We start from the raw sequence: 26,955 nt of genomic DNA, 5'->3' as shown, positions 1-26,955 counted from the left end.
TTCCTTTCGATCAGGGTTGGTTACCTACAGTTTTCAAGGTTCTGCCGGTGTGCGCATGGCCCTTTCACACCCCCCTTGGAACTTGACCGGTTGCCTTAGAATCAAGCCATGGCGAGCACAGAGTTGGGAGAGTTTCTGCGGGCCCGACGCGCGGCCGCATCACCGGATTCTGTTCCGTTTGCCTCCGCTGGACCTCGGCGAGTGCCGGGGTTACGCCGCGACGAAGTGGCTATGCTGGCCGATGTCAGCCATGACTACTACCGTCGGCTGGAGCAAGGCCGTGAGCGCCACCCGTCCCAACCGGTCCTCGAGGGGCTCAGCAAGGCTTTGAATCTTACTTCCGAGGAACGTCGGCACCTCTACTCGCTGGCAGGTGTGGCGTGGCGGCTCGACGGTGCCGAGCTTCGCCGGGAGGTCGATCCCGCGTTACTGCGATTGATGGAGTCCTGGGAGCGTTCCGGCGCGTTCGTGCTCGATCCGATCTTGGATATCTCGGCGATGAATTCCCTGGCGGTGGCGTTGTTCGAACCGTTCGGTGATACGACGAACCTCGTCGAGATGGTCTTTTGTGACCCGGCTGCCCGCGAGTTTTTCGTCGATTGGGAGGATTCGGCGAAATCAACGGTCGCCAGTCTACGAGCGACCGCCAAGTTCTCCTCGACTCCTCACCGGTTCACCGATCTCATCGCCCGGCTCGAAGCCGCGAGCCCTCGTTTCTGCGAGCTGTGGGCTCGACACGAGGTTCAGCCGAAGACTCATGAAGTCAAACAGCTGCGCCATTCCACCGCCGGTGAGCTCACGATCGAATTTCACGCATTCGGCGTCCCAAGCGCGCCCGGCCATCAACTTCTGGTGTACCAGGTTGAGCCCGGCTCGCTCGGCGAGACCCGGCTACTCGACCTGGTGGCACACCGCATCGATGCCGTTGAGCATGGCCCTCACCCCGCTGGAGATGAGGACCAACCGGCGACGTCAGTGGACTAGGCGCGCGATATCGGCCGAGTCGGCCCGACCGCACCCGACGGGGGCATCGGGGGTCATGCGATTAAGCGCGTAGGTCATGAGAGCGAGACCCGCCAGTCGAGGGCGGGAGTAACTTTAGTGGCTCGTCCTCGCCGGTCCCGGGTGCGATCAGCGCTGACCTCCGTCGAGTAGCTACCTCGCTCACCACACGCCCCATCGACACCATTCATCCGGTTATTTTTGCGCTCCAGCATGCCTGATTGACGTGGGCGAAAACACGCACCGATGAGTCAAATCATCTACCAATCCATATGTTCATCGACTTCACGGCGACCGCACCGATAATCCTAATGATGATACATACGGACAAATATGCATCAGTGTGCGCTTGCCTGGGTGTGGTGCACCTAGGCAGATCGCGGCCTGTTCGCCCACCCCGATCACGCCGACGATGGATCCCGTACCCCGAGGAACCCCTCGAAAACACCACCACCACGGAGACACACCCATGAGCCAGGTACTGACCAGAACCCCCCTCACCGGCCGCATCGCCGTCGTCACCGGCGCCTCCAGCGGCATCGGCGAAGCCACCGCCGAACGACTCGCCCAACTCGGCGCCAAAGTCGCCCTCCTCGCCCGCCGCACCGACCGCATCACCACCACCGCCGACCGCATCAACGCCGCCGGCGGCACCGCCATCGCCATCACCACCGACGTCACCGACCGCACCGCCCTCAAGGCCGCCGCCGACCGCATCACCACCGAACTCGGCCCCGTCGACCTCGTCTTCGCCAACGCCGGCGTCCAGCTGATCTCCGAAATCGTCGACCTCGAGGTCGACGACTGGGACACCCAGATCGACCTGAACATCAAGGGCGTGATGAACACCATCCAGGCGTTCGTCGAACCCCTCGTCCAGGCCGCCGCCGACGACAAACCCGCCGACCTGATCACCACCTCCTCGATCGCCGCCACCCGCGTCCTCGAAAAGTTCCAGGTCTACTCCGGCACCAAGGCCTACATCAGCCAGCTCACCCGCCTACTGCGCACCGAACTCGGCCGCAAGAACGTCCGCGTCGCCACCATCGAACCCGGCATGGTCGACACCGAACTCCCCGACCACGTCACCGACCCCGACGCCAGCCAACTCATGGCCGACCTGATCGACCAGATCGACGTCCTCCAATCCGAAGACATCGCCGAAACCGTCGCCTTCCTCACCGCCGTCCCCAAACACGTCAACCTCACCGAAATCACCATCCTCCCCACCGCCCAAGCCATCTAACCCACCCCACACCACCGTTCCCACCCCCTGACTACCTTGGGGGCGGGAACGGTCTGCACTTCATTGAGAGGGGACGAGGCGATGCGGGTATCCGACCCCGGTCGTCCAGTCTCTTTCCGGGGAGGCCTTACGTCAGGCGAACACTCGCGTGCGATTACGGCACGCTCGGGCGCCGAGCAAACGTCGTGTGCCCGGGATTACGGTTACCGCAGTAATTGAGGAAGTCGTAGCCGATGCCCCTTCATGGGACGGCGTAGGTCTCACGGTCGAGGACGTACCCCGGTACCGTTCGTCAGCGACAAGGCTCCTAAGTCTCCGATGACTTGATGATGCTGATCCGCAGCTGGACGGCCACGGCGAAGTACTGACAATGCCGGAAGCTTCTCGAACTGTTCGCGGAAGGGCAGTTTCGCGGTGTCGTCGGCGAGCGATCCGACTGGACGAGCGCCGGGCGACTCTGTCTCAGGCTCCTCGCCGCCGCAATTCCATGCGGTACGAGTACCGGCGCGGATTGAAGTGAGAGGATGTGAATTCGACGAACTTTCCGTCTGCGTCGTAGTAGAGACGCTCGATCAGCAGTATGGCTTCTCCTGTCTGGCATCCGATCAGTTCGGCTTCGTGCTCCGGGGCGTTCATGGCGGTGATCTCCTGCCGTGCGCCCATAATCGGCTTGGTGAGGAATTTTTCTGCGGCCCCGATCACGGTTCCCTCGCCGACCGACGGGACCCCGTCTGCCGCCAGTTTCGCACCGAGGTCGGGTTCGACATAGTGGCGTGTCAGGACAAAGGGGATCCCCTCGAAGGAACGGCGAACGGTAGCCTTGCTGACCTCGATGTACGGCAATTCCAATCGGGACGCGATGGAGGGCTCGACGACGACCGTGAATGGTTCGATCACCTCGGTGTTCGTGTCGGGCCAGACGATGATTTCGTCGAGGGATCCGATCGAGCGGACGTAGCGGCCCCGGGTGTCCTGTTGGCGGCCGCTGACATAGGTTCCGCTGCCTTGCACGCGGTAGATCAGCCCGTCGGAGAGCAGTATCTGCAGGGCTTCCCGCACGGTGTGGCGGCTGACGTTGTGGACCGACTGCAGCACGCTTTCGGTGGGCATCTTCCGTCCGACCGTGTAGACACCGGCCTCGATGTCGGTCCGCAACTTCTCGGCCAGAACTTTGTACGCCGGGACACCACGCTCCGCGGGAGCTACCTTGTTCGTCACCACGGGGCCTCCTCTCCCTGATGCGGTCGGCAGGGTCCATCCACCACAGTAGCGCTCGTCCGGATGAATCTTCAACGTGGATCACTCGGCATCGGTGATTTACTGCAACACCATAGTATTCGTGGCGACAGACGCCATCTCGATATTTGTAGCTCGAAAATTGATACTGATCAATCGAGTATGGAGGTGTGACCGTTTGCGATCACACCTCCATACTCAGTCCGTCCGGCGCCGGAGTCGGGCCGCCGACGGACTTCCGTCACCAGGACACGACCGCGATACGGATGTCGGCCTTATCGCGGCGGTGCTGGTGCCCCGGCGCCGCCCGCATGTCGGCGGGGTGCGTCAGGCGGTGGTCGGTTCCACCTCCGTAAGCAGTTCGTCGTTGTGCTCGCCGAGCTGGGGCGCGGAGTCGGTGCGCGGTTCGTCGTAGGTGTCGGTCAGGAACGGTGTCCGGATCATCCGACGGCGACCGGCATGCAGATCGTCGATCTCGAGGAACATGCGACGCGCGTCGAGGTGTGGGCACTGGTAGAGCTCGTCGATGGTCTGGGTTTCTCCGGCGGGAAGCCCATGCGCGGCGAAGTGCTCGACGATCTCGCGGCGGGTGCGGGACCGTGTCCATCGTTCGACTTCGGGGCGGATCACGGATGCGAAGTTCTCGGCCCGGTGCATGACGGAGTCCAGCAGCGGATGCTCGAGCAGGTCGGGTCGCTCGATTGCCACACACAGCCGCCGCCACATCTCGTGGGTGGGCAGAATCAGTGCAACGTACCCGTCCTCGGCTTCGAGTGCGCCGAGTGGAGAATAACGATCCACCCCGCGCACTCGATGCTCGCCCGTGAAATCCCACAGCATGAGTTCGCGTTCGAGCAGGGACGCCACCGAGTCGTACATGCTCTGATCGACGAATGCCCCCGCTCCGGTCTGCTGGCGCCCCTGCAGAGCGGCGAGCACGCTGACGGTGGCCTGCACGGCAGTGAAGACGTCCGCGAAGCCGGTTACCGTCGGCAGCGGCGGGCCCCCCGGTTCTCCGGTCACCGCCATCAGCCCTCCGATCGCCTGGATTGCGGTGTCGAAGGCCGGTCGTTCGGCGAATTCTCCCCGATGTGTCGACAACCTCCCGTATCCGCTGATGGCGCAATAGATCAGGCGTGGATTGATCTCCTTGAGCGAGTCGTATCCCACTCCCATGCGGTCGACTGCCCCGGGGCGGAGGTTCTCCACCACGACGTCGGCGGTGGCCGCCAGGGCCCGGTATCGTGCTCGGTCACTCTCCGCGCTCAAGTCCAGGGTGACGGACTTCTTGTTGCGGTTGTAGCTCAGGAACCCGCCGCTCATGGACCCGGTCTCCGTCTGCTCGAGCGGATCGTAGATTCTGCGCGGATCGCCGCCGTCGGGCCGCTCGATCTTGATGACCTCCGCGCCCATGTCGGCCAGCATCATCGCGCAGTAGGGGGCGGCGATGTACTGGCCCATCTCGAGCACCCGAATGCCGTCGAGGGGCCTCACGTCAAATTCCTTCGGTTCCGTGCGGGACGAGCATCGGCTTGATGTCCTCCTGCGCCCGCATCCGCGTCAGCGCCTCGGTGGCCTGGTCGAGCCGGTACCGGTTCGGGACCAGTGCACCGAAGTCGTACTTGCCGTGCGTGTTCTTCATGAATTCGAGAGCCTTGCGGTACTCGGCGATGTGTCCGGACCAGGTCCCCATGATGGTCAGCTGCTGTCGGGTGATGAAGCCGGGCCGGACCGGAACTTCCTTGCCGGGGCCGTCGATCTGGCCGGTCACCATGTAGCGGCCGCCTTCTTTGATCATTCCCAAACCTTCCGGGAATGCGGTGCGTGCACCGGAGAATTCGAAGACGACTTCGGCGCCGTGGCCGCCGAGCAGGTCGCGGACCGCGGCGATCCGGTCTTCGGGTTCGGGATGTTCGGCGACGGAGACGAGGTCGGTGGCGCCGTATTGCTTGGCGATGGCCAGGCGGTTGTCGGGGGCGCCGATGGTGATGATTCGCCCGGCGCCGAGATGATCGGCGAGGGCCGTCGCGAACAGACCGAGCGGGCCGGCGCCCTGGATGACGACGGTTTCCCACGGGTTCATCTTGCCGATGCGCTCGAAGGAGTGCACGACCGTTCGCAATGCGCAGCTGGCCGCTGATGCCCAGGAGGTTTCCACCTCGTCCGGCACGCGCACGCGTCCCGAGTTGGGGAAGACGTAGGCGTATTCGGCGAAGCCGCCGACCAGATACGGGGGACGTTCGCAGTTGGTGAACATGTAGTACTGGCGGTTGGTGCACAGGGTGGGCTGGTTGTCGAACCGGCAGTGATCGCACTGGTTGCACGAGGCGTGGGTGAAGCAGATGCGATCGCCGATCTCGAGCGGTGTACCGAAGGTGTCCCGCTCGGCGCCGTGACCGAATGCGATTACCCGGCCGACCATTTCGTGTCCGGGGATGACGGGAAGATCCAGCGCCTGGCTGCCGCCGAGGGAGCCATCCCACAGGTGCAGGTCCGATCCGCACACCGTCGCGGCTTCGATTCGGACCAGGAGTGCGCCCGGTTCGAGGGTCTGAGGCACTGGAATTTCGCGGATCTCGAGCGGCTCGCTGTGCTTGGTGAGCACCGCCGCCCGGCTGGTCTTGGGGATGTCGAAGGTGGTAGTCATCAGTTTGTTCTCCTCGTGGGCTCAGCCGAGTTTGAAGGGGTCGCGGCTTTCGCCGGTGAGTTCGACCCAGATGGATTTGGTCTGCAGGTACGCGTCGAGGCCTTCTATGCCGTTTTCGCGGCCGATGCCGCTCTGGCCGAAGCCGCCGTAGGGGACGTTGTTGGCAAGCACACGGTAGGAGTTGACCCAGATCGTGCCGGCCTCGAGGCGGTGCGCCACGCGGTGTGCGCGTTGGATGTCTTTGGTCCACACCGCCGCGGCGAGTCCGTAGGTCGTGTCGTTGCCGATCTGGACCGCCTCCTCTTCCGAGGTGAAGGTGATGACCGACAGCACCGGTCCGAAGATTTCTTCCCGTGCCACGCGCATCGAATTGTCGACGCCGCTGAGGATGGTGGGCTGGAAGAAGTACCCGTCGGCCAGGTCGGTGTCTTGCGGACGATCTCCGCCGCACACCACCGTGGCGCCTTCGCTGACTCCGAGGTCGACGTAGTAGCGAACCTTCTCGAGTTGCTCGGCGAAGGCGATGGGGCCCATTTCGGTCTCGATGTCGAGCGGATCACCCATCTTGATCTGGGGTGCGCGCTGGGCGAGCCGTTCGACGACGGCGTCGCGGATCGATTCGTGGACCAGCAACCGACTTCCTGCGATGCAGGTCTGACCGGTGGCGGCGAAGATTCCTGCCATCACCCCGTTGACGGCCGCATCGATGTCGGCGTCGGGGAAGATGATGTTCGGGGACTTGCCGCCGAGTTCGAGGGTGACCTCCGCGATGTGGTCGGCGGCGCTCTTCATGACCGCGATTCCGGTGGCAGTCGATCCGGTGAAGGTGACTTTGTCCACCCCGGGTTCGGCGGTCAGCGCGGCTCCAGTGGCTCCGGCGCCGGTGACGACGTTGAACACTCCCGGCGGGAAGCCGGCTTCATCGACGAGTTTCGCGAACTCGAGGGTGGACGACGGCGTCTGCTCGGCCGGCTTGGCGACAAATGTGCATCCCGCGGCCAGGGCGGGCGCGAGCTTGCTCGCCAGCAGGAACAGCGGGCTGTTCCAGGGCAAGATTGCGGCGACCACGCCGATCGGCTCGCGGCGCGTGTAGGTGAAGAAGTTCGTCTGGGGCGCGGAGATGGTGTCACCGAAAATCTTGTCGGCAGCGCCGGCGAAGAATTCGTAGGTCGCCGGTAGCCCGGCCATCTGGCCGCGTGTCTCGCGGATGACCTTGCCGTTGTCGGTGGTCTCGATGCGCGCGAGCTCCTCTGCTTGGGGCTCGATCAGCGCCGCCAACCTGCGGATCAGGACACCTCGCTGCGCCGCGGACATCGATCCCCACGGCCCGGACAGCGCCCGGCGTGCGGCCTCGACGGCCTTCTTCACGTCGGCCGGTCCGGCGAGTGGTGCAGTGGCCCAGGCCTGCCCGTTGTACGGGTTGACGGTCTCGAAAACCTCACCGGAAATCGCATCGACCCATTCGCCGTCGATGTACATCTTTCGGTGTTGGAGTTCGCTGTTTCGCCTCGCGGCGGTGGCAACGACGTTCTCGGTCATAGTGCTCTTTCTCGTTTCACGGCCGGACCGAGTGCCCGGCACTGTCAAATGGGGCCGCGGTATCAGTCTTCGAGGTACCGCGCACATCAAGGAGGATGTCGGGACGCTTCCTCACGTTCCGACGGAGATTCCCGCCAATGCCGACCGGATCAACGGGTCGACGGAAGACGCCTGCGGCAACGTGGCCACGCTGTCGACCAAGGTCTCCAATTCCTCTGCCGCCAGCGGAATCTCGGATGCGAGGCGTTCGGCATTGTGGACGACGCCGTCCATGTGCCACGACAGCATCGCATCGGAGTCCTCGATGGCGTCGTGAACCGTGGTCCCGTCGATCTGGGCCACGGTGGCGTGTGCGGTTTTCGCTGAGCGTCCCGGCTCGGCGACGAGGTCGATCTTGCCGATAAGGTCGAGCACCTGGGGATCGGTGAACTGTTGCAGCAGGTCGTAGGTGATATCGCCGTGGACCAGGCCGGTCGCGAAGGCGAATCTGGCGCTCATGAGTGTCTGTGAGGTGCTGGCGAAGGGCCCCCGCGAGGGCATGCCCGGATAGGTGGCTTCGCGTTCGTTCATCCGCAGCCGGATCGACGCGACCTCGTCAGCGCGGAGACCGGACTCGCGCAGCCGCACCGCGAGCATGGCCGGCGCCTGATTGAACGCACACACCGGGTACGGCTTGAAGGTGACGTCGAGGATCTTCCAGGACCGGCCGAGGTCACGGGCGAGTGTTTCCGCTCCCTCCCGCGATCGCGAGAAGCAGTCGAGGAATCCTGCTTCGGCCTCGAACGCCGTCCGGGACCCCGCGACACCGGTTTCGGCGAGTTGCGCTGCCATCAGCCCGCTCGTCGCCGCGATCCCCGACTGGAAATGCCACTCGTCGGTTCCCGCACCGAACGATTCGGACGTGCCACCCGAGATCGATGCGGCGATCGCCAGTGCGGAGGTCATGCGTTCGCCGCTCAGGCCGCGGATCCGCCCGACGGCAGCGGCGGCAGCCACCGGCCCGAAGACCGCCGTCGCACGAAAGGGCGGGGTGGTCAGGTCCGTGAGCGGCCCCGACAGTGCAATACCCACCTCGTAACCCGCGACAACCGCCGCCAGCAGAGTCCGGCCGTCGACAGCGCTGGACTCTGCGGCCGCCAGGGCTGCGGGGATGACGCTCACTCCCGGATGAAAAGTACCGTGTGTGTCTTCCTGCGCCCGGGCATGCAGATGCACTCCGTTGATGAAGGCCGCCGTCGAGGCCGGATGCCATAGCCCGGTCACCAGCGAGCGGGCGTATCCCTCCAGGTTCGGAGGCGAACTCACTCCAGGGCTGGCCTGCTCGGCCTGTCGACCGAAGCCGGCCGCAGACCCGGCCATCCCCACCGCCAACGCGTGGATGAGGCACCCTGTCGTCCGCTCGACGACCGATTGTGGAAGCGCATCGACCTCCAGACCTGCGGCGAAGACACCGAGTCGTTCGGCGATCGTGCTGCCAGACATGCGCACTTCCCTTCCATGATTCGCGGACACGTCAGTTGCGGTTCCTGTGGGAGCCGCCCGCGGACGCGGATCCGATCCCCGCCTTCGCCACAATTTGTCCGTATGACTTGAGACACTATTGCGAAGTCTTGCATCTGTCAATCACGACGCGAATGGAAACCAACCCCTTCCCATTCCGCCCATGGACTAGACACCAGTCGGCATTAAATAACCAGTTCACAGCATTTTCCTCGGCCAGTTCCCGCCCAGCGGCCGGCCCGCAACTTACGAGGGGTTGACGCAAGCACCGACCCTGACTAGCTTCAAGTCATCCGTACAACTGTGGCTCACTTCACTGCGAGCTGCCAGGCGGAGGATCATGGGCGCGCCAAAAGACCGATCAGATTCCCGCAGGACCAAATTCACGTCGTGGCGAAAGAAGTCCACGACGCTTCCCGAGGAGACCTCGATGACGAACCCACCCCCTGTATCGCCGTTACCCCCCACGATTGCGGGAGATGCACCGACGACTGATGCGCTGACCTCATCGGGGACGCTGGCACCCCACGTGTCTCGACGCGTGGCCGTCGCCGCGGGCATCGGCCACTTCCTCGAGTGGTTCGACTTCGCGGTGTACGGGTTTCTGGCCGCGACCATCGGGGCGCTCTTCTTTCCGTCCGGCAACGCCACTACGTCGCTGTTGGCATCCCTCGCCGTTTTCGGCGTCGCGTTCCTCTTTCGTCCGCTCGGGGGGCTGCTGATCGGGGCTTTCGGCGATCGCGCCGGTCGCCGTGCGGCGCTCTCACTCGCAATCGTCGTCATGGGTATCTGCACCATCGGGATCGGCATCCTGCCGACCTACGCCACGATCGGCCTTGCCGCTCCCGCTCTTCTGGTGCTCCTTCGGTGCGCCCAAGGATTCTCCGCGGGTGGCGAGTACGCCGGCGCAGCTGCCTTCCTCGTCGAATATGCACCGGCCCGCCGACGCGGGCTGTGGAGCAGTGTGGTTTCCGCCGGCGCCGGCATCGGGGTCATGGCCGGGGGTGCGGTGACCTTGCTGCTGACCACCCTGCTCTCCGACGACCAGATGACGACCTGGGGTTGGCGCGTCCCCTTCCTCGTGGCCGGCCCGCTGGCCGTCCTCGGCCTCTACGTCCGGCTCCGGCTCGAGGACACTCCCGTATTCCAGGAGCTCCAGCGCGCTCACGAGGTCGAGCACGCGCCCCTGCGCAACGCCGGCAGGCACAGCCGATCCGGAATCCTCCTGGTGTTCGTCTGCACCGCGGTGACCGGCCTCGGCTTCTACTACCTCGCAACCTTCGTGGTCACCTTCCTCACTGTCGAGGTCCACATGACCAAGACCGCCGCCCTCGAACTCGCGGTGCTCGGGTTGCTCATCTACTCGCTCATGTGCCCCGTGGCAGGGATGATCGGCGACCGTATCGGTCGCCGACGCACGATGCTGCTCGGCGCCGGTGGCATTGCTCTGACCGCCGTCCCCTGCTTCGTTCTGCTCTCGACCGGCACCTGGTACCTCGCCCTGATCGGCCTGGTGATTTTCGCAGCCTTCGAGGCCCTGGCCAATGTCATGCTCGGCGTTCTCATGGTCGAGCTCTTCCCGGCCCGACTGCGGGTGACGGGTAGCTCGATCGGCTTCAACGTCGCGCAGGCCCTCATCGGCGGGCCCGGCCCGTTCATCGCCACCGCCATCGCAGCTGCGGCAGCGCTCATCGTCGCCCCCGCTCTCTACCTGGTCGCGATTGCAGCGCTGTCGTTCGTGCTTCTGCTGCGGTATCTGCCCGAGACCCGCGGGGTGTCGCTGTTCAGCGAGGAAGCACCCTCCGCGAGGAAATGACAGGCAGGCGTGATTGTGGAGACGCATTCGTATCTCAGGCGTCCCGCGTACCGGCTCGTCGCCGAACAACTTCGGCGGCGAGCCGAACGCGGTGAGTACGCCGTGGGTGACAAGCTGCCCACCGAAGACCAACTTCGGCAGAGTTTCGGCGTCAGCAGACACACGATCCGGCAAGCGCTCGGTCACCTGGTCGAGGAGGGCATGGTGCACCGCGTCCAGGGCAGTGGAACGTACTTGATTGGGCACGAGACGAACTCAGGTCGCTACCAGCGTGCAATCGGATCGCTCGACGAAATCATGAGCTGGCCCGGCACCACCACCCGGTTACTCGAGCCTTTCCGACGGGGAGTGAGCGAGCCCGCGATCGCCCGCCACCTCGGTGCGGATATCTCAGACGTCCGCTGCGCACTCGTCCAACGCTGCTACAACCATTCGCCTTTCGCCTTGACCCGGCACTACATGGTTTCCTCATTGGCGGACAACGTGATCGAGCGTGGGCTGTGGGAGACCGACAGCACGATCATTCAATCGGCAGAGCGATTACTACCCGAGAGCATCGTCTCCGCAACCCAGAATATCCACGCCACCCAAGCCGAGGAGGCGGAGAGCGAGCTGATCGGATGCTCGGCGGGAGACGCCGTCTTGCTCATCGAGCGGCTGTACCACGACGCCGGGGGGCGGCCGGTCGAGTTCACCACCTCGCGACTCAATCCCCGCCGCTACAGCTACCGGATGGACCTGCGCCGGAGCCGCTGATGGGGGCCCACGATCCGTGCCCGGTGTGCTACTGGGCCACCACGAAGCGATAGGCGCGACCATCACACCTATCAGGAACGCACGAAGGAGGCGGTGTGGGCCTACAGCCGAACACCGACATCGGTCCGATCAACGTAGTCCGGGATCGATATGCCCCGTCCGGACGAGTAATCGTCATTCTCACCGCTGTGGCCATCACCGCTGTGGGACAGATGTACTCGGTACTGGCGCTACTTCCGCAAATGGGCGCTACCTTCGGTGTCGACCCTGCGCACGTGACGGCAACCTCCACTGTGTTCGGCGTCGCCTATGCTCTCGGCTTCCTCGCCGCGGGGCCGCTGGCGTCGCGGTTCGGGCCGCATACCGTGATGACGGTCGGCCTGTTCGCCGCCGCGGTCACCACACTGTTGGCAGCGCTGCCGTCCACGCTCCTTCTGGAGTTGATCGCTCGCGCGGGGCAGGGCTGCGCAGCCGCCGCCTTCGCCCCGGCCGCGTTCACGTATATCGCCGAGAGCATCGATCCGCGCCACCGCCTACTCGCTTTGAGCTGCTTGACCAGCGGTTTTCTCGCCGCTGCGGCGGTCGTTCCCGTCGCTGCGCAGATGATCGCCGCTGCTGCTGGCTGGCGCGCGGTCTTTGTGGTGGGCGCAGGCGCGCTCGTGGTGGCAACCGTGGCAGTTGCTGCGTTGGTTCCGAGGGCGCGGCCCAGGGACCACCCCTGTGGTACGCGGCTTTTCGGAGTCCTGGTGACGATTCTGGGCAGGTGGCGGTTGGTCGCGCTGTTTAGTGCTGCAGCCACTTTCCTCGGGGCGTATGTCAGCGTCTTCACCACCATCTCGCTGGTGGGGCCGCCTTCAATTGCCGGAAATTCCGAGGCCCTGCAGGTGCTGCGATTGGCCACCGTGCCGGCGCTGCTCGTCATTCCATTTCTGGGTCGGGTGCTGAGGCGGTGCCGACCGGCCCGCCGGGGCGCGGCGGCAATGGGTGTGGCGGCGATGTCTGCGGGCGGATCGGTTCTGTCAGGTTCCCTGGTTGCCTTGTCGATCACGGTGCTGGTGCTCGTGGCGGCCATCGCCATTACGGCGTCGGCCATCGTCGAATCACTTCTGGCGCAAGTACATCCGGAAGAAACCGGCGGCGCAACGGCACTGTACGGATCCTTTACCTTCCTCGGTGCCAGCGCCGGTCCGGCACTCGCTTCGGGGGTCAGCCCGTGGGGATTTGGCATCGGCATGCTTACGGCAGCCCTCTGGCTCGCCATCGGGGCGGGCCTGATCCTCTTCTCTGCCGCGGGAACCGTGGCCCGACGGTCAGTTCAACACGACACCGACGATGCGGTGTCACCCCTGCGGTAGGGGGTCTCACGTCAGGCCGGCATCGGCCGCGAGCGCCGCCAACAAGAAATCGCGGGGCACGTCCGACGATTGCGGCGGATGAGTTGGTGGATGGTCGGTGTCGACGATGTGTTGGAGGGTGTCCATGACGTGTTCGCCCCCGTCGGCGAGGAACCGCACCAACCCGGCCTGCGAGCAGCGGGCTATCACCTCGGTGAGCACCTTTCCGGCCTCTTCGCTGCGGCCGGATGCGGCGAGGCAGCCGGCCAGCAGTCGGCGGGCCCGCAGCGCGGCCCGGTGGCGTTCGCTGTCCGCGAGGCGCTCTACCCACTCTCTGGCCCACTGGCATGCGAGGTCGGTATTCGCCGGGGATCCGGTTCGCACCAATCCCCGGATTGCCGCCTCCTCCCGGTACTGCGCGATCGCCTCGTCGAGACCGGACACTTGCTCGGCGCGTTCGGCATAGGTGAGGTCCGCAGGTTGTGCATCTGAGGACGGCAGGACGAGATCCAGGCGCGCCGCTTCGTTGACGATGGCGCTGTGGAGCCTCGGCAGCTGCATCTGCATGGAGAATCGTGCGCCCTCGTCCAGCCGTTGAACCGCCGCCGAACGGTCACCGCGAATCGCTTTGATTCGGGCTCCGACGACGTACCGGGTGATCTTCAAGTCGACGGCCCCCGCGTGTGGCCCGAGGTCGAATCCGTCGTCGAGCAGTCGCTCGGCCTCGACGATCTGACCCTTCTCGTATAGAACTTCACCGAGCAGGCCCCCGGCCAGCCGAGCTGTGTACGACCGACGTCCATCCACTTGCTGAGCGATCTTCATCGCGGTTCGGAAACTCGATTCCGCCAAGCTCACGTCGAGTTGTTCGAAGGCGGCTATACCCACCCAACAGTGTCCGTGCACCGAGTTGTACGGTCCGTTGTTCCGCTGGTGATACGTTGCGGCCCATTGCTGAAGGGCATAGGCGGCGCGATAGTCCGCTTGGCAGATTGCGGCGAACGTCGCGACGTTCGCCGCGACGGATACGACCCACGGCCTGAGGTCATCGGGTCGATCGAGACACGGACGCACCAAGTCGTCGATGCGAGAGGCGCGGTCGGCGCGCAATTCCACGACTGCTCTGACCACCGACGCTTCGGCGGCCAGCGCGGGGGTGTCCGGGTCGCTGCGGTGGGTGAGCGCGGTATCGACGCGGTCGAGTGCCTGCAGAGCCGGGTCGGGGTTGTAGAGCAGGATGTTCGACCAGGCGGCGGCGAGCTGCAGCCGCGGATTCGATACCGCGCTGTCGATCGGCAGCTTGTCGACGAGTCCACGCAACGTCGACATCTGCGAATGCTCGAGCAGATACGTCCCGTCGCGTTCGATCAGTTCCACCGCACCGGTCGTATCGCCAACACGCAGTGCGTGATCGACCGCTTCGCTGAGGAAGTGGTGCTCGGCGAACCAGGTGGAGGCGGAGCGATGCAACTGCGCCGATCGTCCGGGAAAGTCGGTGTCGAGGCGGCCGCGCAGGAATTCGGCGAACATGTGGTGGTAGCGGAACCAATGTCCTTCGTCGTCGACTCGGCGCAGGAACAGGTCGCGTTCTTCGATCAGCTCGAGCATCGCCTGTCCGCGTCGCACGTCGGTCAGGGTGGAGGCGAGGTCGGCGCAGATGCGGTCGGGAATGGCGGTGGCCAGCAGAAATGCGCGTGTGTCCGTGTCGATGGAGTCGAGGACGTTCTCGGCGAGGAAATCTCCGATCGCTTGGTGGCGGCCCGAGAGGTGTTCGATGAAGCCGGCGGGGTCCGCGGACGAGCGCAGAGATAGCGACGCCAGCTGGATGGCGGCGGCCCACCCGTCGGTCGACCTCGCCAGGTTGGCGATGTCACTTGTCGCCAGGTCCACTCCCGATGTTTCGGTGAGGAAGGTGCGCGTTTCTTCTTCGTCGAATCGCAGTACTGCCGAATCGATCTCGACCAGTTCGTCGAGAACGCGCATTCGGCTCATCGGCAGTCCTGTTTTGCTGCGACTGGTCACGATGACCTGGATGTGGTGGCACCCGTTGTCCAGTAGGTACGTCAGCGTCGCCACACTCGAGGGATCCGAGACCCGATGCCAGTCGTCGACGACGAGGGCCAGGTGTTGGTCCTGATCGTGCAGTGTATTGATCAGCGTTGTCAGCACGTGCGGGCATGCGTGGTCACCGTGTGCTTCGAAGGTGTCCCGCAAGTCGGTCGCCACGGCCGGCAATGCGGTGGTGACGGCTTCGATGAGATGTGCGAGGAACCACAGCGGATTGTTGTCGTCTCGGTCGACGGTCAACCATGCGGTGGCAATGCCCTCGTCGGCGAGCTGACGGAGCCACTGTGCCGCCGTGGTGCTTTTTCCGTAGCCGGTGGGTGCGTGAATCACGGCCAGGCGCCGCCGTCGATCGGTGTGGAGAGCCTGCATCAGGCGGGCACGGGAGACCAGGGTGCGGCTCGGTGGTGGTGGTCGGAATCTGGTGGTGGGCGTGGGAGGTGCCGAGTACCGACCGGAGGGTGTCGGCGTCCGCGAGTGCGGTGACTGGGATTGGAAACCGGATGCTGATGAATTGTGTTCCGGGTCGGCGCTCAATTCTGGCGCGATCCCCTCGGGTGCGCTGCTCTCGGAGTTGTGGTGGACGCGGCGTAACTGGTCCGCAAATTCGGCTGCCGCGCTGGGACGGTTGCCGCGATCGCGGTCCATGGCATGCTCGATCGCAGTGCAGAGTTCCTCGGGGATGTCTCCCCGCCAGTCACGTAGTAAGGGACCGGTCGGATTTGTGATGCGCCGGAACTGAGCGATCAGAGGCTCACCGCTGCGCCGTTCGAAGGCCGCGTGTCCGGTGAGCGCGCTGAACAGGGTCGCTCCGAGGCTATAGATGTCGCCGGTTGGGCTGGGGGGATGCCCGAGCAGAACGTCGGGGTCGGTGTAGGCGGGTGATCCGGTGACCACACCGGCCGTGGTCTCGAATCCGCCGGTGATGCGGGCGATGCCGAAATCTGTCAGCTGCGGCTCTCCGAAGGTGTCGATCAAGATGTTCGCGGGTTTGATGTCTCGGTGCAGGATGGATTGTCGGTGGGCGGCCTCGAGCGCGTCGGCGACCTTGATACCGAGGTGCAGGACACGGGTCCAGGAAATCGGCCCCGACTCGATCAGTGCCTGGAGGGAGCCCGGCTCGTGGTAGTGCATGACGAGGTACGGTTGGCCGGCGCCCGTCGTTCCGACGCGAAAAATTGTGACTATGTTGGGGTGCCCGGACAGGCGTCCCATTGCTTTTTGCTCACGGAGAAAGCGGGCCACGCCTTCCGAGTCGTGATAGGTGGTGAGCACCTTGACCGCGACGACGCGATCGAGAGTCCGCTCTTCGCAGCGGTACACCACCCCGAAGCCGCCCCGTCCGATCTCGGTGGCGCACTCGAATCCCTCCGCCGCCAGCTCCGTGGCGATGTCTGGAGTCTGGTCGCGCTGTGTTGCCCCCGGATCGGTCTCGGCCATCTGTCACCTCGGACCGGCATCTGGTGCCCTGAATCGGCTCATCACCCACCTCGCCCTCTGAATCGAGGATAATCTGGCCGTCGACCGAACTGGACTGAACGCGGTCGAATTGCAGGCCCGACGACCGAGGTGTGGCCGAGTAAGGTGTCAGGCAGAATTCGCAGCCTCGCCCGAGGCACTATCCGTCCTCCCCCACCACCCCTGTTGGGGTGGGCACTTGCCATTGAATCGAGGGCCAGAACCGTGTCAGCTTTCCAATCGGAGACCGATGTCGCTCCCGGCGCCGCATCTCTGGAGGGCCGTCGACCGGTGATCGAGGCCTGTGTGAACCTGGACGCCACCTCCCGGAACACGAAGGCCCTGGCCGCTCGGGCCGGGACGGCGTCGTTGATGGCGGTAGTCGAGGCTGACGCGTACGGCCACGGTGCGGTGCCGGTCGCGGTCACCGCCTTGGCGGCTGGGGCGCGGGAACTGGGGGTTCGGACGATCGATGAAGGGTGCGCACTTCGCCGGGCCGGTATCGGCGCCCCGATCCTGGCGTTCGCGCCGGTATGTGGGAACGGAGAGGACTGCCTCGACGCAGGAATCCGAACCGGCATCGCCGTAACGGTTGAATCCGCCGATCAGGTGGCGGCCGTGATGGCGGCGGCACGGCGCGGGACAACTGCGACGGTCCAGGTGGCCGTCGACTGCCGACGTCCCCCACAGCTGGTCCCGCACTGGGCAGAACTGATCCGGTCGCTACGCGCAGCTCAATCGGAGGGGACGGTGCACGTTCGCGGCATCTACTCGTCGACCGGCGACGACACTGATGCCGACGCTGTGGTGGATCGAGACCGCGCCCATTTTCTCGAGTACTTACGGTTCGCACGCGCAGCCGGGGTGACCTTCGATTCCGCCCATCTCGCCGGCGCGCAGGCGCTGCAGCGCAGTGACTTACGCTTCGACCTGGTCCGCGCCGATCTCGGTCTGTACGGCGTCGCGCCAACCGGTTCTGCCCTCGAAGCGGAACTGCTTCCGGCCATGACGTTGTCGGCGGAGGTGGCGCTGGTGAAGAAGATCGCTGCGGGCGACGGGGTCTCGTACGGGTTCCGGTGGGTGGCAGAGAGGGACTGTTCGATCGCACTGCTGCCGGTGGGGTACGCGGACGGGATTCCGCGTGCGCTGGGTGGCCGTATGTCGGTGCTGCTGGGCGGTAGGTGGCGCCCTCAGGTCGGGCGGGTGTGCATGGATCAGATACTGGTCTACCTCGGGACGGACACCGATGTGGTGGAAGGAGATCGCGCCGTGTTGTTCGGGGGAACCGCTGGCAGCACCGCGGGTGCGCAGCGGTGGGCTCACGCGCTCGGGACGACGCCCGCCGAGATTCTCGGCGGACTGCGTGGTCGGATCGAGTGGCGTTATGTCGGTGGCGCGCCGGGCTCCCCCTGCGCATAGCTCCGCGGATGCGGTGTCCGCGGAGCTACGGGCGTCCACGGAACTACTCGTGGGTGCCAGTCAGTTGTCGTGACGCACCGAGTCGGGGTTCTCGGTCGGTATCTGCCGGTCGCTGTTCGGCACCGTCGATCGCGCATGGTCGCCTGCTGAGCGCGATCGTCGAGAGGGCCCCAACCACGCTCCAGAGTGCGAGCCAGGTACAGATCAGCCAGGTGGAGTGTGTCCAGCTGTAGAACAACGTCGCCATGAAGGGGGCGGTGCCACCGATGACACTGACTGACAGCGCCTGACTCAACGCGACGCCGCTGAACCGGACGTCGACACTGAATCGCTCCGCTAGGAAGGCCGGCTGCGGGGCTTGCAGTGCCGAGTGCACCACCGCCAGCATGAAGGTGATACTCAAGAACGCGGCCCAGCCCGACCCGGTGTTCATCAGCGCGAACAGCACGAAACCTCCGAACAGAGCGGTGAAGCACCCGACGAGAAGGACGATGCGGCGGGAGAACCGGTCACTCAGATGACCGGATACCGGCAGGCAGATCAAGTAGACGATCGATGCGGCGAGCAGCGCATTGAGCATCGTGGTGCGGCTGATGTCCAAGATCGTGGTGCCGTACGAGACGGCGTAGGTGGACACCAGATAGAACAGGATGCCTCCAGGGGCGATGACGCCTGCGGCCAGCCCGACCTCCCGCCATTGATTGCGCAGGAGTGAGCGCACGGGGGTGCTTTGCTGGGCGGAGGCGGTCTGCAGTTCGGTGAAGTCCGGAGTTTCCTCGACGCCGAGGCGAATGAACATCGAGATGGCGAAGAGGACGGCGCTGAGCAGGAATGGGATCCGCCATCCCCAGGTGCCGAAAGCGTCGCCGGAGATGTGGTCACTGACGGTGATGGCGATGGTCGACAGCAGGAGTCCGCCGGGTACCCCCATCTGAACGGTGCTTCCGTACAGCCCGCGCCGGTGCGGGGGTGAATGCTCGACGAGCATCAGAGCAGCTCCACCCCACTCTCCGCCCATCGCGATGCCTTGCACGAATCGGAGGGCGACCAGCAGGAGCGGAGCGAACCAGCCGACTTGCTCGAATGTCGGAAGTACGCCGATCAGAACCGTCGCGGTGCCCATCATCAACAGCGAAAACACGAGCGTCTTGCGCCGACCGACCTTGTCCCCCATTCCGCCGAAGAGAACACTGCCCAACGGCCTGGCCAGGAATCCGACCGCGAAAGTCGCGAAGGAGGCGAGGGTCCCCGCTAGCGGGCTGTATGACGGGAAGAACAAGGGCCCGAACACGAGGGCTGCGGCGGTGCCGTACAGGAAGAAGTCGTAGTACTCGAGGGCAGTGCCGGCGAATCCTGCTGCGGTAACCCGCAGCATCTTTGTGGTGGAGCGTTTTTCAGTCACGCGCATGATGGGTTCCTCCAGGAAAATGGCTCGAGGGAGTAGTCGTGGTGACGTGTTGGCACGGGGGCTGGGAGTGGGCGACGTTCATGCGGAGAGTCCGCCGTCGATCACGAGTTCGGCGCCGGTGACGAAGCCGCTCGACGGGGAGACAAGGTAGGCCACGGATGCTGCGATTTCATCGGTCTGGCCGAGGCGCCCGAGTGGTGTCGCGCTGACCACGGCCTCTCGTTGTGAGTCGGGAACAACGTCCAGCATGCTGGTATCGATGAATCCGGGATGAACCGAGTTGACCCGGACGCCGAACTGTCCGAGATCCACTGCGGCAGCTTTGGTCATACCTCGAACCGCCCATTTGGTTGTGGTGTAGGAGATTTGGTTGGGGTAGGCGCGGTGGGAGGCGATGGAGGAGATGTTGACGATACTGCCGTGGCGGGCTGCCTTCATCAGCCCCGCGACGGCGTTCATGCCGAGAAAGACTCCGAGTTGGTTGACCCGGTAATGGGAGTTGAAGTTCTCGGGACTGGTGTTCTCGATGTCGCCTTCCGGTTTGTAGATGCCCGCATTGTTGACCAGTGCCGTCACCTTGCCGTGCCGGTCGACGGTGCGGTCGATGACGTCCTGCCAGGATTGTTCGTCGGTGACGTCATGTGGGATGTAGTGACATCGTGGACCCAGTTCGTCGGCAAGTCGACGGCCGCTCTCGGCGCACCCGCCGGCGATGGTGACCGCACTGCCGTACTCGCTCAGTGTCCGGACGATGGCGGCGCCGATGCCGCGGCTGCCGCCGGAGATGATCGTGACGTCGTTATCGAGGGTGGTGGGTTTCATTCGGTGTCCATGTTCAGGGTCGTCGGTGGTGTGGGGTGGGCGAGGCTGTGCGGTCGGGCCTACCAACGCGGAAGGGCGTCAAGGAAGCTGGCCAGCGCCGTTGATACGGCGTCGGGGTTTTCCTCAGTCACCAGGTGGCCCGCGCCGGGGATTCGGGCGAAAGCTGATCCCGGTATCCGGGCATGCATCCGTTCGGCAGCTGCAATGTCGATGCCGTTGTCCTCCTCACCGTGCACGATGAGGGTCGGGATCTCTATCTCGGACAGGCGGGAGAGGCGTTCGCTCTTGCTGATCCACGAGTTGTATTCGCCCCACACCGACCGCGATGGTCTCGCTCGCCACTTGCGCACCCACGAATCGATCAAGTCGGGACGGTTCGCGACGGCCTGCGGGCCGAAAATGATAGGAATGAAAGTTTCTGCGAAGGTCGCGGGGATGGGGTCTTCGCTCTTCATGGGCAGGAACACTTCGGCGAACTGAGCCTTCTCCTCGCTGGTGTAGGCGTCTGCCATCGTGTCCATCAGGACCAGCCCGGCCAGCCGTTCTGGGTACTTCAGGGCCAACTCGATCGCCATGAACCCGCCCACCGACATTCCCACCAGCGCGAATCGGTCGACTCCTGCTCGCGCGGCCACCTCCAGGCAATCGGAGACCAGCGAGTCGAGGTCGTACGCGGTGGCGTATTCCGATGTTCCGGCCCTGCTGGTATAGGCGATGGTTCGGTAGCGATCGGCCAGAGCAGCGGTTTGCGCGGCGTACATGGTCCGATCCAGGAGCGTGCCGTGGCTGAAAAGCACTGCTGGGCCGTGTCCGTGATCTTCGACGTCGAAAACGTTCATCGGTTCTTTCCTTCGGGCCAGGGCATCGTGTCGCTCGGCCAGTGGCCGGTGGGGTAGCACAAGGGGATTTTGTTCGATGGCGGGGTCGCAATGCTCCGGTTGGTCCCGGTTGTGCAGCAACGCATGTCAGTGCACCAGGTCTTCGAGGTTGGAGTTGAGCGCCTTCGGCTGCGGGACCAGCCACAGGCCGACCAACGCGATCAGCGGCAGCACGGCACCGAAGACGATGACCAGCACATTCCAGCTGTAGAGGGTCAGCAGCGGGGCGACGACGAGTGCGAGAGTTCCGTAGCTGGCCCACAGCATGCCCGAACCCCATGCTCCGCCCGTGCCACGGATACGCGTGGGGAAGGCTTCCTGGAGAAAATTCGAGGATCCGCCCCAGAGACCGATGGTGATCAAGACGTACACGATGAACCAGGGCACGATCGTCGACGGTGTCGCCAGGTACACCATGAAGATGGCGCATATAGATCCGAGCACTCCGACGGCGGTGAGGGTGTAGTGGGCACCTTTGCCCCGTGTGAGGAAACTGGCGGCGAGGATGGTGACGATACCGAGCCAGTTCGCCCAGCTGATCGCACGGTTGGCCTCGAGGAACGAAATGTCCTTCGCTTGCATGAAGCTCAGTCCGAAGTAGGACATGATGGCGTATTGGGGCACGATGAAGAGGAAGAACACGGTGACGCCGATGGTGCGGCGACGCATATCGGCTGCCCACAGCTGAGCGAGCACACTCTTCTCCGTCTTAGCGACGTCGATGTGGAACCTGCTCGCCCCAGTTCGACGGGCATGCTGGAGATCCTGGAAGTGCGGTGTTTCCTTGATGACGAAGGAGACGGCGATACCGAAGACCAAGGGGAGTGTGCCGACGATCCAGAACACCGCCCGCCATCCCATGCCGGCGGCGATGTGTTCGGAGAAGAACGCCGACGATCCGAATCCGATGGCCCACCCCACTGGCACGGTCCCGGTCATCCATCCGCGATGCTTCGCGGGTACCGATTCCGCAATGAGTACGGTGGCCAGCCCCCAGGAGACATAACCGATGGTTCCGATCGACCGCATGACACCGAATGATGCTGTGTTCCAGGCGAAGCCAGTCAGAATCGTGAACGCCGAGCAAATCGCGATAGCCGCTATGAAGAGAGGCTTACGGCCGAACCGGTCGGTCATGGGGCCGATGAAGAACATAGCGATGACACCGCAGGTGAAGAATCCGGCTGCATAGATGTATCCGACAGCGCTGTCGGAGAATCCCAGGCTTTGCTGGACGAGGGGGTAACTGGTGGGGAAGATTGCGGCGTCGGCCGCGATGGTCGCGTAACCGAGCACGCCGAGCACCATGACGGCCCAGTGATAGGGCCTCAGCGGCCCCTCCGAGGCAGGAGTGGCTGGCGGTCTCTCGCGCAAACCATCGTCAACGGCTATTTCTGTCATCGGATCTCCTGGTGACGTCGAGGGGCGATCGAGGAGGAGGGGAACACGCTGTGGCGCGCGCCACAAAGTGTGCGTCTTTTTGTATCACTTATCAAGTCTTACGGCCAACGATTCGTCCCCTCTCCCCTGAAAGGACGGTTGAACTGGCGATGTTCGACAAGCCTGCCGGACGTTCACCCCACACCCGCTGAGAAGCGCACGGATAGTTGATACAATCCGAGCTTCGTGACGCGGCAGTGCTTAGGAAGGGGGTATAGGTGTCGACATCCTGTCCCGACTGCTATGCGCGGAACGAGACAGTTCCCGGTGCCGTGAGGTGTTCCGCTGTCCACCGCGCAGTGACGGCACTGCGATCGGACGAGCTGGACGACCAGGCCGCCCGTTGTGTGGCTCTCGACATCCTCAGTCAGCTCGTCGCGGTTCCAAAAGACATCCATGGCACCGGCGGTTCAGCATCCTGGCCATCATTGAGCGGCCGAGAGCGCGACGTGCTCGGGTGCCTGGTCGCGGGCTCGTCCAACCGCGATATCGGATAGCAGCTCTACATCGCCGAGAGCACCGTGCGCTTTCACGTCAGCAGTATCCTGCGCAAGCTGGGCGTGCGCACACGGGCAGAAGTCATTGCACTGGTGTTGCGCCAGCCGCGAATCGCATGCCCCACTCGCTGACACTCGCCCCGCCGTACCCGGCCACCTGCCGGCCAGGCCGTGAACGACGTAGAACTGACAAGTTTGTGCCTGCCACTAGGCGTCGTCGGCGAGGATCCCATCGCGCTTGAGCTTGGCGATCACGTACTCCCCCTCGAACTGGACATGTTCGCGAGATGCGGCATCCGCCGCTGCCGCGTCTCCACTCCTCAAGGCGTCCAATATCTTCTGGTGCCCCCGATTGGCTTCCGGGCTCGCCCCCGGGGGTGCCTCGTACACGGCCCGTGGCAGGTTCTTGGCCAGCTGCCGCAGCACCGACAACAGGCGCCGACTGCCACCGGTCTGGTTGATGAGAGCGTGGAACTCCCAGTTCAGGTTGTGCAATAGATCAGGATCATCGCTCGCCTGCATGCCCTCGTGCAGCTCCTGCAGCCGGGCAAGCGTTGGTTGCGTGATCCGCGACGCTGCGCGCCGCGATGCGAGCCCCTGCACCATTCCGTAGATCCGGTAGTGATCGTCGATGTCCTCGCGCAAGATGGGAACGACGAAAGAACCACGATGAGGTTCGGAGTCGATCAATCCCTCGGCCTCGAGAGTGATGAGCGCTTCCCGAACCGGCAGGCGACTGACCCCGAGGTCCTTAGCGATTTGGTCCTGCGGCACTCGCTGCCCCCGGATCAGCGACCCGTCGAAGATCATGTTCTTGATGTAGTCGACGACCTGACCACTCATGTTCCGCCGCGAGACATGAGGACGAGCATCCTCACTCCTGCCACCGTTCCGTGCACGACGGTTCGACAGTTCGACCTCAGCGTCGGACGTGGCCATATCGACTCCTAATTTGATCAATCATCAACAATCGCTAGTGTAACGCGGTCGACGGAGGTAGCGGGCACATCGCCCTCGGCAACACGCCACACCCGCGCATTTCCCCCGCCGACGCACTACACCAGCGACCTGAACAGCAGGTTTTCAAAACTATCCGTCCTCGGCCCGCCGAGTTCTGCATATCGCGTTTCCACACCGTCCAGGCCGTACTCGACTTCGTGGGCGTCTTGACGTAACGTGAGTCACACCTGATGTATCAAATATCCATTTGAGAGGCACGATGACAACCATCGCAACGACTGATCACCTGCTCTCCTCGGCTGTCGTCAAGCGTTTGGACGCGGCGCCGCACGTCTTCATCGACGGCGAACGGCGCGCAGCGCTCGACGGCGAGGAGCTTCCCGTCTTCGACCCGGCAACCGGGCGCCAGATTGCGGTTGCGGCCTCGGGAGGGGTGGACGACGTCGCCGACGCGGTCGAGGCCGCCCGGCGCGCGTTCGCCGAGTCCGCTCCCTGGCGACAGATGAGCCCACTCGACCGCGGACGTATCCTCCACCGAATCGGCGATCTGATCTACCAGCACGCCGACGACTTCGCTCAGCTCGAGGTCCTTGATGCAGGAAAGGTTCTCGGCGCAGCACGAAATATCGATGTCGAATTCGCCGCCCGAGCATTTCACTACTACGCCGGCTGGCCCACCAAGATTGTCGGTGCGACCGTCCCGGTATCTCATCCCAACATTCACATACGCACCGAACGTGAACCGGTCGGGGTGGTGGGCGCGATCACCGCGTGGAACTTCCCGCTTCTGCTGTGCGGATGGAAGATCGGTCCCGCTCTCGCGTCCGGGTGCACGATTGTCCTCAAGCCTTCCGAGGAAACGCCCCTGTCGGCGCTGTGGCTGGCGGAGCTGGCCACCGAGGCCGGACTTCCCCCCGGCGTGCTCAACGTCGTCCCCGGCACTGGCGGAACCGCTGGGCAAGCACTGGTCACCCATCCCGGGGTGGACAAGCTCACGTTCACCGGCTCGACGAAGGTCGGCAAGCACATCGCCCGCCAAGCCGCGGACGACGTCAAACGGGTGACGCTCGAACTGGGCGGCAAGTCCGCCAACATCATCCTTCCCGACGCCGATGTGCAGGAGGCGGTGAGCGGTTCTGCGGGTGGCATCTTCTGGCACTCCGGCCAAACCTGCAGCGCCCCATCGCGATTATTTGTACACAACGACATTCACGACGAGGTCATCGAGCAACTCACCACGATCGCCGGCCAGTTGAGGATCGGACCCGGCATCGAGGAGGGCGTCGACTTCGGCCCCCTGGCCAACAAAGCGCAACTCGAGCGTGTCCGGGGATACGTCCAGCGCGCAAAGGAAGAGGGCGCCACGATCTATCAGGGCGCGCAGATACTCGACGATCTGACCGGACACTTCCACCCCCCGACGATCATCGCCAACGCGACTGACGACATGGAATGCGCCCGTGAGGAGATCTTCGGTCCGGTCGTCGTCGTTCTCACCTTCGACCACATCGACGAGGTGATCGAGCGCGCGAATGCCAGCGACTACGGCTTGGCCGCGGGCATCTGGACGAAGAATGTGAACACCGTCCAGACGATGACCCGCCGACTGCAGGCCGGGACCGTCTATGTCAACGGGTGGGGGTTGACCGATCCGGCGGCTCCCTTCGGCGGATTCCACCAGTCCGGCTACGGCCGCGACCTGGGCCCGGACAGCCTCGACGGATACCTGGAAACCAAGTCCGTCTGGACCATGCACAGCTGAATTCCCCTCGAACGATCGGAAAGAACAATGAAGACACGCGCTGCCGTACTGACCGCGCCCCACGCCCCCTTCGAGATCATGGAACTCGACATCGACGATCCCGGCCCCGGGGAGGTCCTGCTGCGGATGTCCGCGGCCGGGCTGTGCCATTCGGATCTGCACATGATGGACGGAGATCTGTCGGTGCGCTATCCGATGGTGGGCGGCCACGAAGCGGCGGGCATCGTCGAGAAGGTCGGCCCCGGAGTGAAGAAGGTCGCGGTCGGTGACCACGTGGTCTGCAGCTTCACCCCGAGTTGCGGCATCTGCCGGTACTGCTCGACCGGACGCCAGAATCTCTGCGACGCAGGGTCCACGATCCTCGAAGGCAGCATGCCGGACGGCACTTTCCGCCTCCACAAGGACGGCACCGACTACAGCGCTTTCTGCATGCTCGGGGCCTTCTCCGAATTCGCGACCGTGTCCGAATACTCGGTCGTGAAGGTCGACGACTGGCTTCCGCTCGACTCCGCGGTACTCGTCGGGTGCGGTGTCCCGACCGGATGGGGAACCGCGGTCAACGCCGGCAACGTTCGCCCCGGGGACACCACCGTCATCTATGGGATCGGCGGATTGGGTGTCAACGCGGTTCAGGGTGCGGTGCACGCCGGTGCGAAGTACATCGTGTGCGTCGATCCCGTCGAGTTCAAGCGAGAGACGGCACTCAAATTCGGTGCGACCCATGTCTTCTCCAATGCCGAGGAAGCGCACGCGAAGGTCACCGAACTGACCTGGGGCCAGGGTGCCGACCAGGCCCTCGTGCTCATCGGAACCATGGACGAGGAAACCATCACCGCGGCATTCAACGTGATCGGGAAGGGCTCGACGGTCGTGGTCACGGGTGTGTCCAACGCCGCCAACCTCACCGTCCACGTGTCGGGCCAGGAAATGGTGTTCATGGAGAAGACCATCAAGGGCACCCTGTTCGGATCGTCGAATCCGCAGTACGACATCGTCCGGTTGCTGCGACTCTACGATGCAGGTCGGCTCAAACTCGACGAGCTCATCACCACCCGCTACACGCTCGACGAGATCAACCAGGGATATCAGGACTTGCGAGACGGTAAGAACATCCGCGGAGTCATCGACTTCTCACTCTGACGTCCCCCGGGGTGCTTCGACCCTTCCGGTC

General features: G+C 64.3%; 20 protein-coding genes. 9 read left to right on the top strand and 11 right to left on the bottom strand.

Annotated elements, in window-relative coordinates:
* Window positions 1-108 precede the first annotated feature (108 nt).
* Window positions 109-984, top strand: coding sequence for a helix-turn-helix transcriptional regulator (locus WKC72_RS20725; RefSeq protein WP_370178791.1), 876 nt, complete (start codon window positions 109-111; stop codon window positions 982-984).
* Window positions 985-1,471: 487 nt separating this feature from the next.
* Complete coding sequence (locus WKC72_RS20720; RefSeq protein WP_370178789.1) at window positions 1,472-2,248, top strand: SDR family oxidoreductase; 777 nt, start codon at window positions 1,472-1,474, stop codon at window positions 2,246-2,248.
* A 462-nt stretch (window positions 2,249-2,710) separates the two neighbouring features.
* Here WKC72_RS20720 and WKC72_RS20715 read toward each other — a convergent pair whose 3' ends face one another.
* The 5 genes from WKC72_RS20715 to WKC72_RS20695 all read right to left on the bottom strand — a co-directional run bounded on the left by WKC72_RS20715 (window position 2,711) and on the right by WKC72_RS20695 (window position 9,152).
* Complete coding sequence (locus WKC72_RS20715) at window positions 2,711-3,466, bottom strand: GntR family transcriptional regulator (RefSeq protein WP_370178787.1); 756 nt, start codon at window positions 3,464-3,466, stop codon at window positions 2,711-2,713.
* 345 nt (window positions 3,467-3,811) lie between these two features.
* Window positions 3,812-4,978, bottom strand: coding sequence for a CaiB/BaiF CoA transferase family protein (locus WKC72_RS20710; protein WP_370178785.1), 1,167 nt, complete (start codon window positions 4,976-4,978; stop codon window positions 3,812-3,814).
* A 1-nt stretch (window position 4,979) separates the two neighbouring features.
* Window positions 4,980-6,131 (bottom strand): zinc-binding dehydrogenase, encoded by a 1,152-nt coding sequence (locus tag WKC72_RS20705; protein WP_370178783.1) that lies wholly within the window; start codon window positions 6,129-6,131, stop codon window positions 4,980-4,982.
* Window positions 6,132-6,152: 21 nt separating this feature from the next.
* Window positions 6,153-7,670: an aldehyde dehydrogenase gene (locus WKC72_RS20700; protein ID WP_370178780.1), complete on the bottom strand. Its 1,518-nt coding sequence runs from the start codon at window positions 7,668-7,670 to the stop codon at window positions 6,153-6,155.
* Window positions 7,671-7,781: 111 nt separating this feature from the next.
* On the bottom strand, window positions 7,782-9,152 hold the full coding sequence (locus WKC72_RS20695; RefSeq protein WP_370178777.1) for an MmgE/PrpD family protein: 1,371 nt from the start codon (window positions 9,150-9,152) through the stop codon (window positions 7,782-7,784).
* A gap of 547 nt (window positions 9,153-9,699) precedes the next feature.
* Between WKC72_RS20695 and WKC72_RS20690 the strand changes: the two genes are divergently transcribed.
* The 3 genes from WKC72_RS20690 (at window position 9,700) to WKC72_RS20680 (ending at window position 13,097) form a co-directional block, all read left to right on the top strand.
* Window positions 9,700-10,986 (top strand): MFS transporter, encoded by a 1,287-nt coding sequence (locus WKC72_RS20690; protein ID WP_370178774.1) that lies wholly within the window; start codon window positions 9,700-9,702, stop codon window positions 10,984-10,986.
* A 9-nt stretch (window positions 10,987-10,995) separates the two neighbouring features.
* Window positions 10,996-11,742 (top strand): GntR family transcriptional regulator, encoded by a 747-nt coding sequence (locus tag WKC72_RS20685; RefSeq protein ID WP_370178771.1) that lies wholly within the window; start codon window positions 10,996-10,998, stop codon window positions 11,740-11,742.
* Between the two features lie 95 nt (window positions 11,743-11,837).
* Window positions 11,838-13,097 (top strand): MFS transporter, encoded by a 1,260-nt coding sequence (locus tag WKC72_RS20680; protein ID WP_370178768.1) that lies wholly within the window; start codon window positions 11,838-11,840, stop codon window positions 13,095-13,097.
* 6 nt (window positions 13,098-13,103) lie between these two features.
* On the opposite strand, the gene WKC72_RS20675 is transcribed toward WKC72_RS20680, so the two are convergent.
* Entirely contained in the window at window positions 13,104-16,580 is a 3,477-nt protein-coding gene (locus WKC72_RS20675; RefSeq protein WP_370178765.1) for a protein kinase, read from the bottom strand.
* Between the two features lie 243 nt (window positions 16,581-16,823).
* On the opposite strand from WKC72_RS20675, the gene alr reads away from it, so the two are divergent.
* Window positions 16,824-18,017: an alanine racemase gene (gene alr / locus WKC72_RS20670; protein ID WP_370178762.1), complete on the top strand. Its 1,194-nt coding sequence runs from the start codon at window positions 16,824-16,826 to the stop codon at window positions 18,015-18,017.
* A gap of 43 nt (window positions 18,018-18,060) precedes the next feature.
* Here alr and WKC72_RS20665 read toward each other — a convergent pair whose 3' ends face one another.
* The 4 genes from WKC72_RS20665 to WKC72_RS20650 form a co-directional block, all read right to left on the bottom strand.
* Window positions 18,061-19,425 carry an MFS transporter gene (locus WKC72_RS20665; RefSeq protein ID WP_370178759.1) on the bottom strand — a complete coding sequence of 455 codons (1,365 nt, stop codon included), beginning with the start codon at window positions 19,423-19,425 and terminating at the stop codon, window positions 18,061-18,063.
* A 78-nt stretch (window positions 19,426-19,503) separates the two neighbouring features.
* Entirely contained in the window at window positions 19,504-20,247 is a 744-nt protein-coding gene (locus tag WKC72_RS20660; protein WP_268790342.1) for an SDR family NAD(P)-dependent oxidoreductase, read from the bottom strand.
* A gap of 59 nt (window positions 20,248-20,306) precedes the next feature.
* Window positions 20,307-21,086, bottom strand: coding sequence for an alpha/beta fold hydrolase (locus tag WKC72_RS20655; protein WP_268790341.1), 780 nt, complete (start codon window positions 21,084-21,086; stop codon window positions 20,307-20,309).
* Window positions 21,087-21,212: 126 nt separating this feature from the next.
* A complete protein-coding gene (locus WKC72_RS20650) occupies window positions 21,213-22,526 on the bottom strand; it encodes an MFS transporter (RefSeq protein WP_370178753.1) in 1,314 nt (437 codons plus the stop codon).
* Between the two features lie 545 nt (window positions 22,527-23,071).
* Between WKC72_RS20650 and WKC72_RS20645 the strand changes: the two genes are divergently transcribed.
* A complete protein-coding gene (locus WKC72_RS20645; protein WP_370184427.1) occupies window positions 23,072-23,194 on the top strand; it encodes a LuxR C-terminal-related transcriptional regulator in 123 nt (40 codons plus the stop codon).
* A gap of 75 nt (window positions 23,195-23,269) precedes the next feature.
* Here WKC72_RS20645 and WKC72_RS20640 read toward each other — a convergent pair whose 3' ends face one another.
* A complete protein-coding gene (locus tag WKC72_RS20640) occupies window positions 23,270-24,001 on the bottom strand; it encodes a GntR family transcriptional regulator (protein WP_370178750.1) in 732 nt (243 codons plus the stop codon).
* Window positions 24,002-24,281: 280 nt separating this feature from the next.
* Here WKC72_RS20640 and WKC72_RS20635 point away from each other — a divergent pair, with 280 nt between their 5' ends.
* Together WKC72_RS20635 and WKC72_RS20630 are read left to right on the top strand one after the other, a co-directional pair.
* Entirely contained in the window at window positions 24,282-25,784 is a 1,503-nt protein-coding gene (locus tag WKC72_RS20635) for an aldehyde dehydrogenase (RefSeq protein ID WP_370178747.1), read from the top strand.
* 27 nt (window positions 25,785-25,811) lie between these two features.
* Complete coding sequence (locus WKC72_RS20630; protein WP_268790336.1) at window positions 25,812-26,924, top strand: NDMA-dependent alcohol dehydrogenase; 1,113 nt, start codon at window positions 25,812-25,814, stop codon at window positions 26,922-26,924.
* Window positions 26,925-26,955: the final 31 nt, after the last annotated feature.

It is taken from the genome of Rhodococcus wratislaviensis, assembly GCF_041228765.1.
Classification (GTDB): Bacteria; Actinomycetota; Actinomycetes; order Mycobacteriales; family Mycobacteriaceae; genus Rhodococcus_F; species Rhodococcus_F wratislaviensis.
This window is presented reverse-complemented; position numbering and strand designations above follow the sequence as displayed.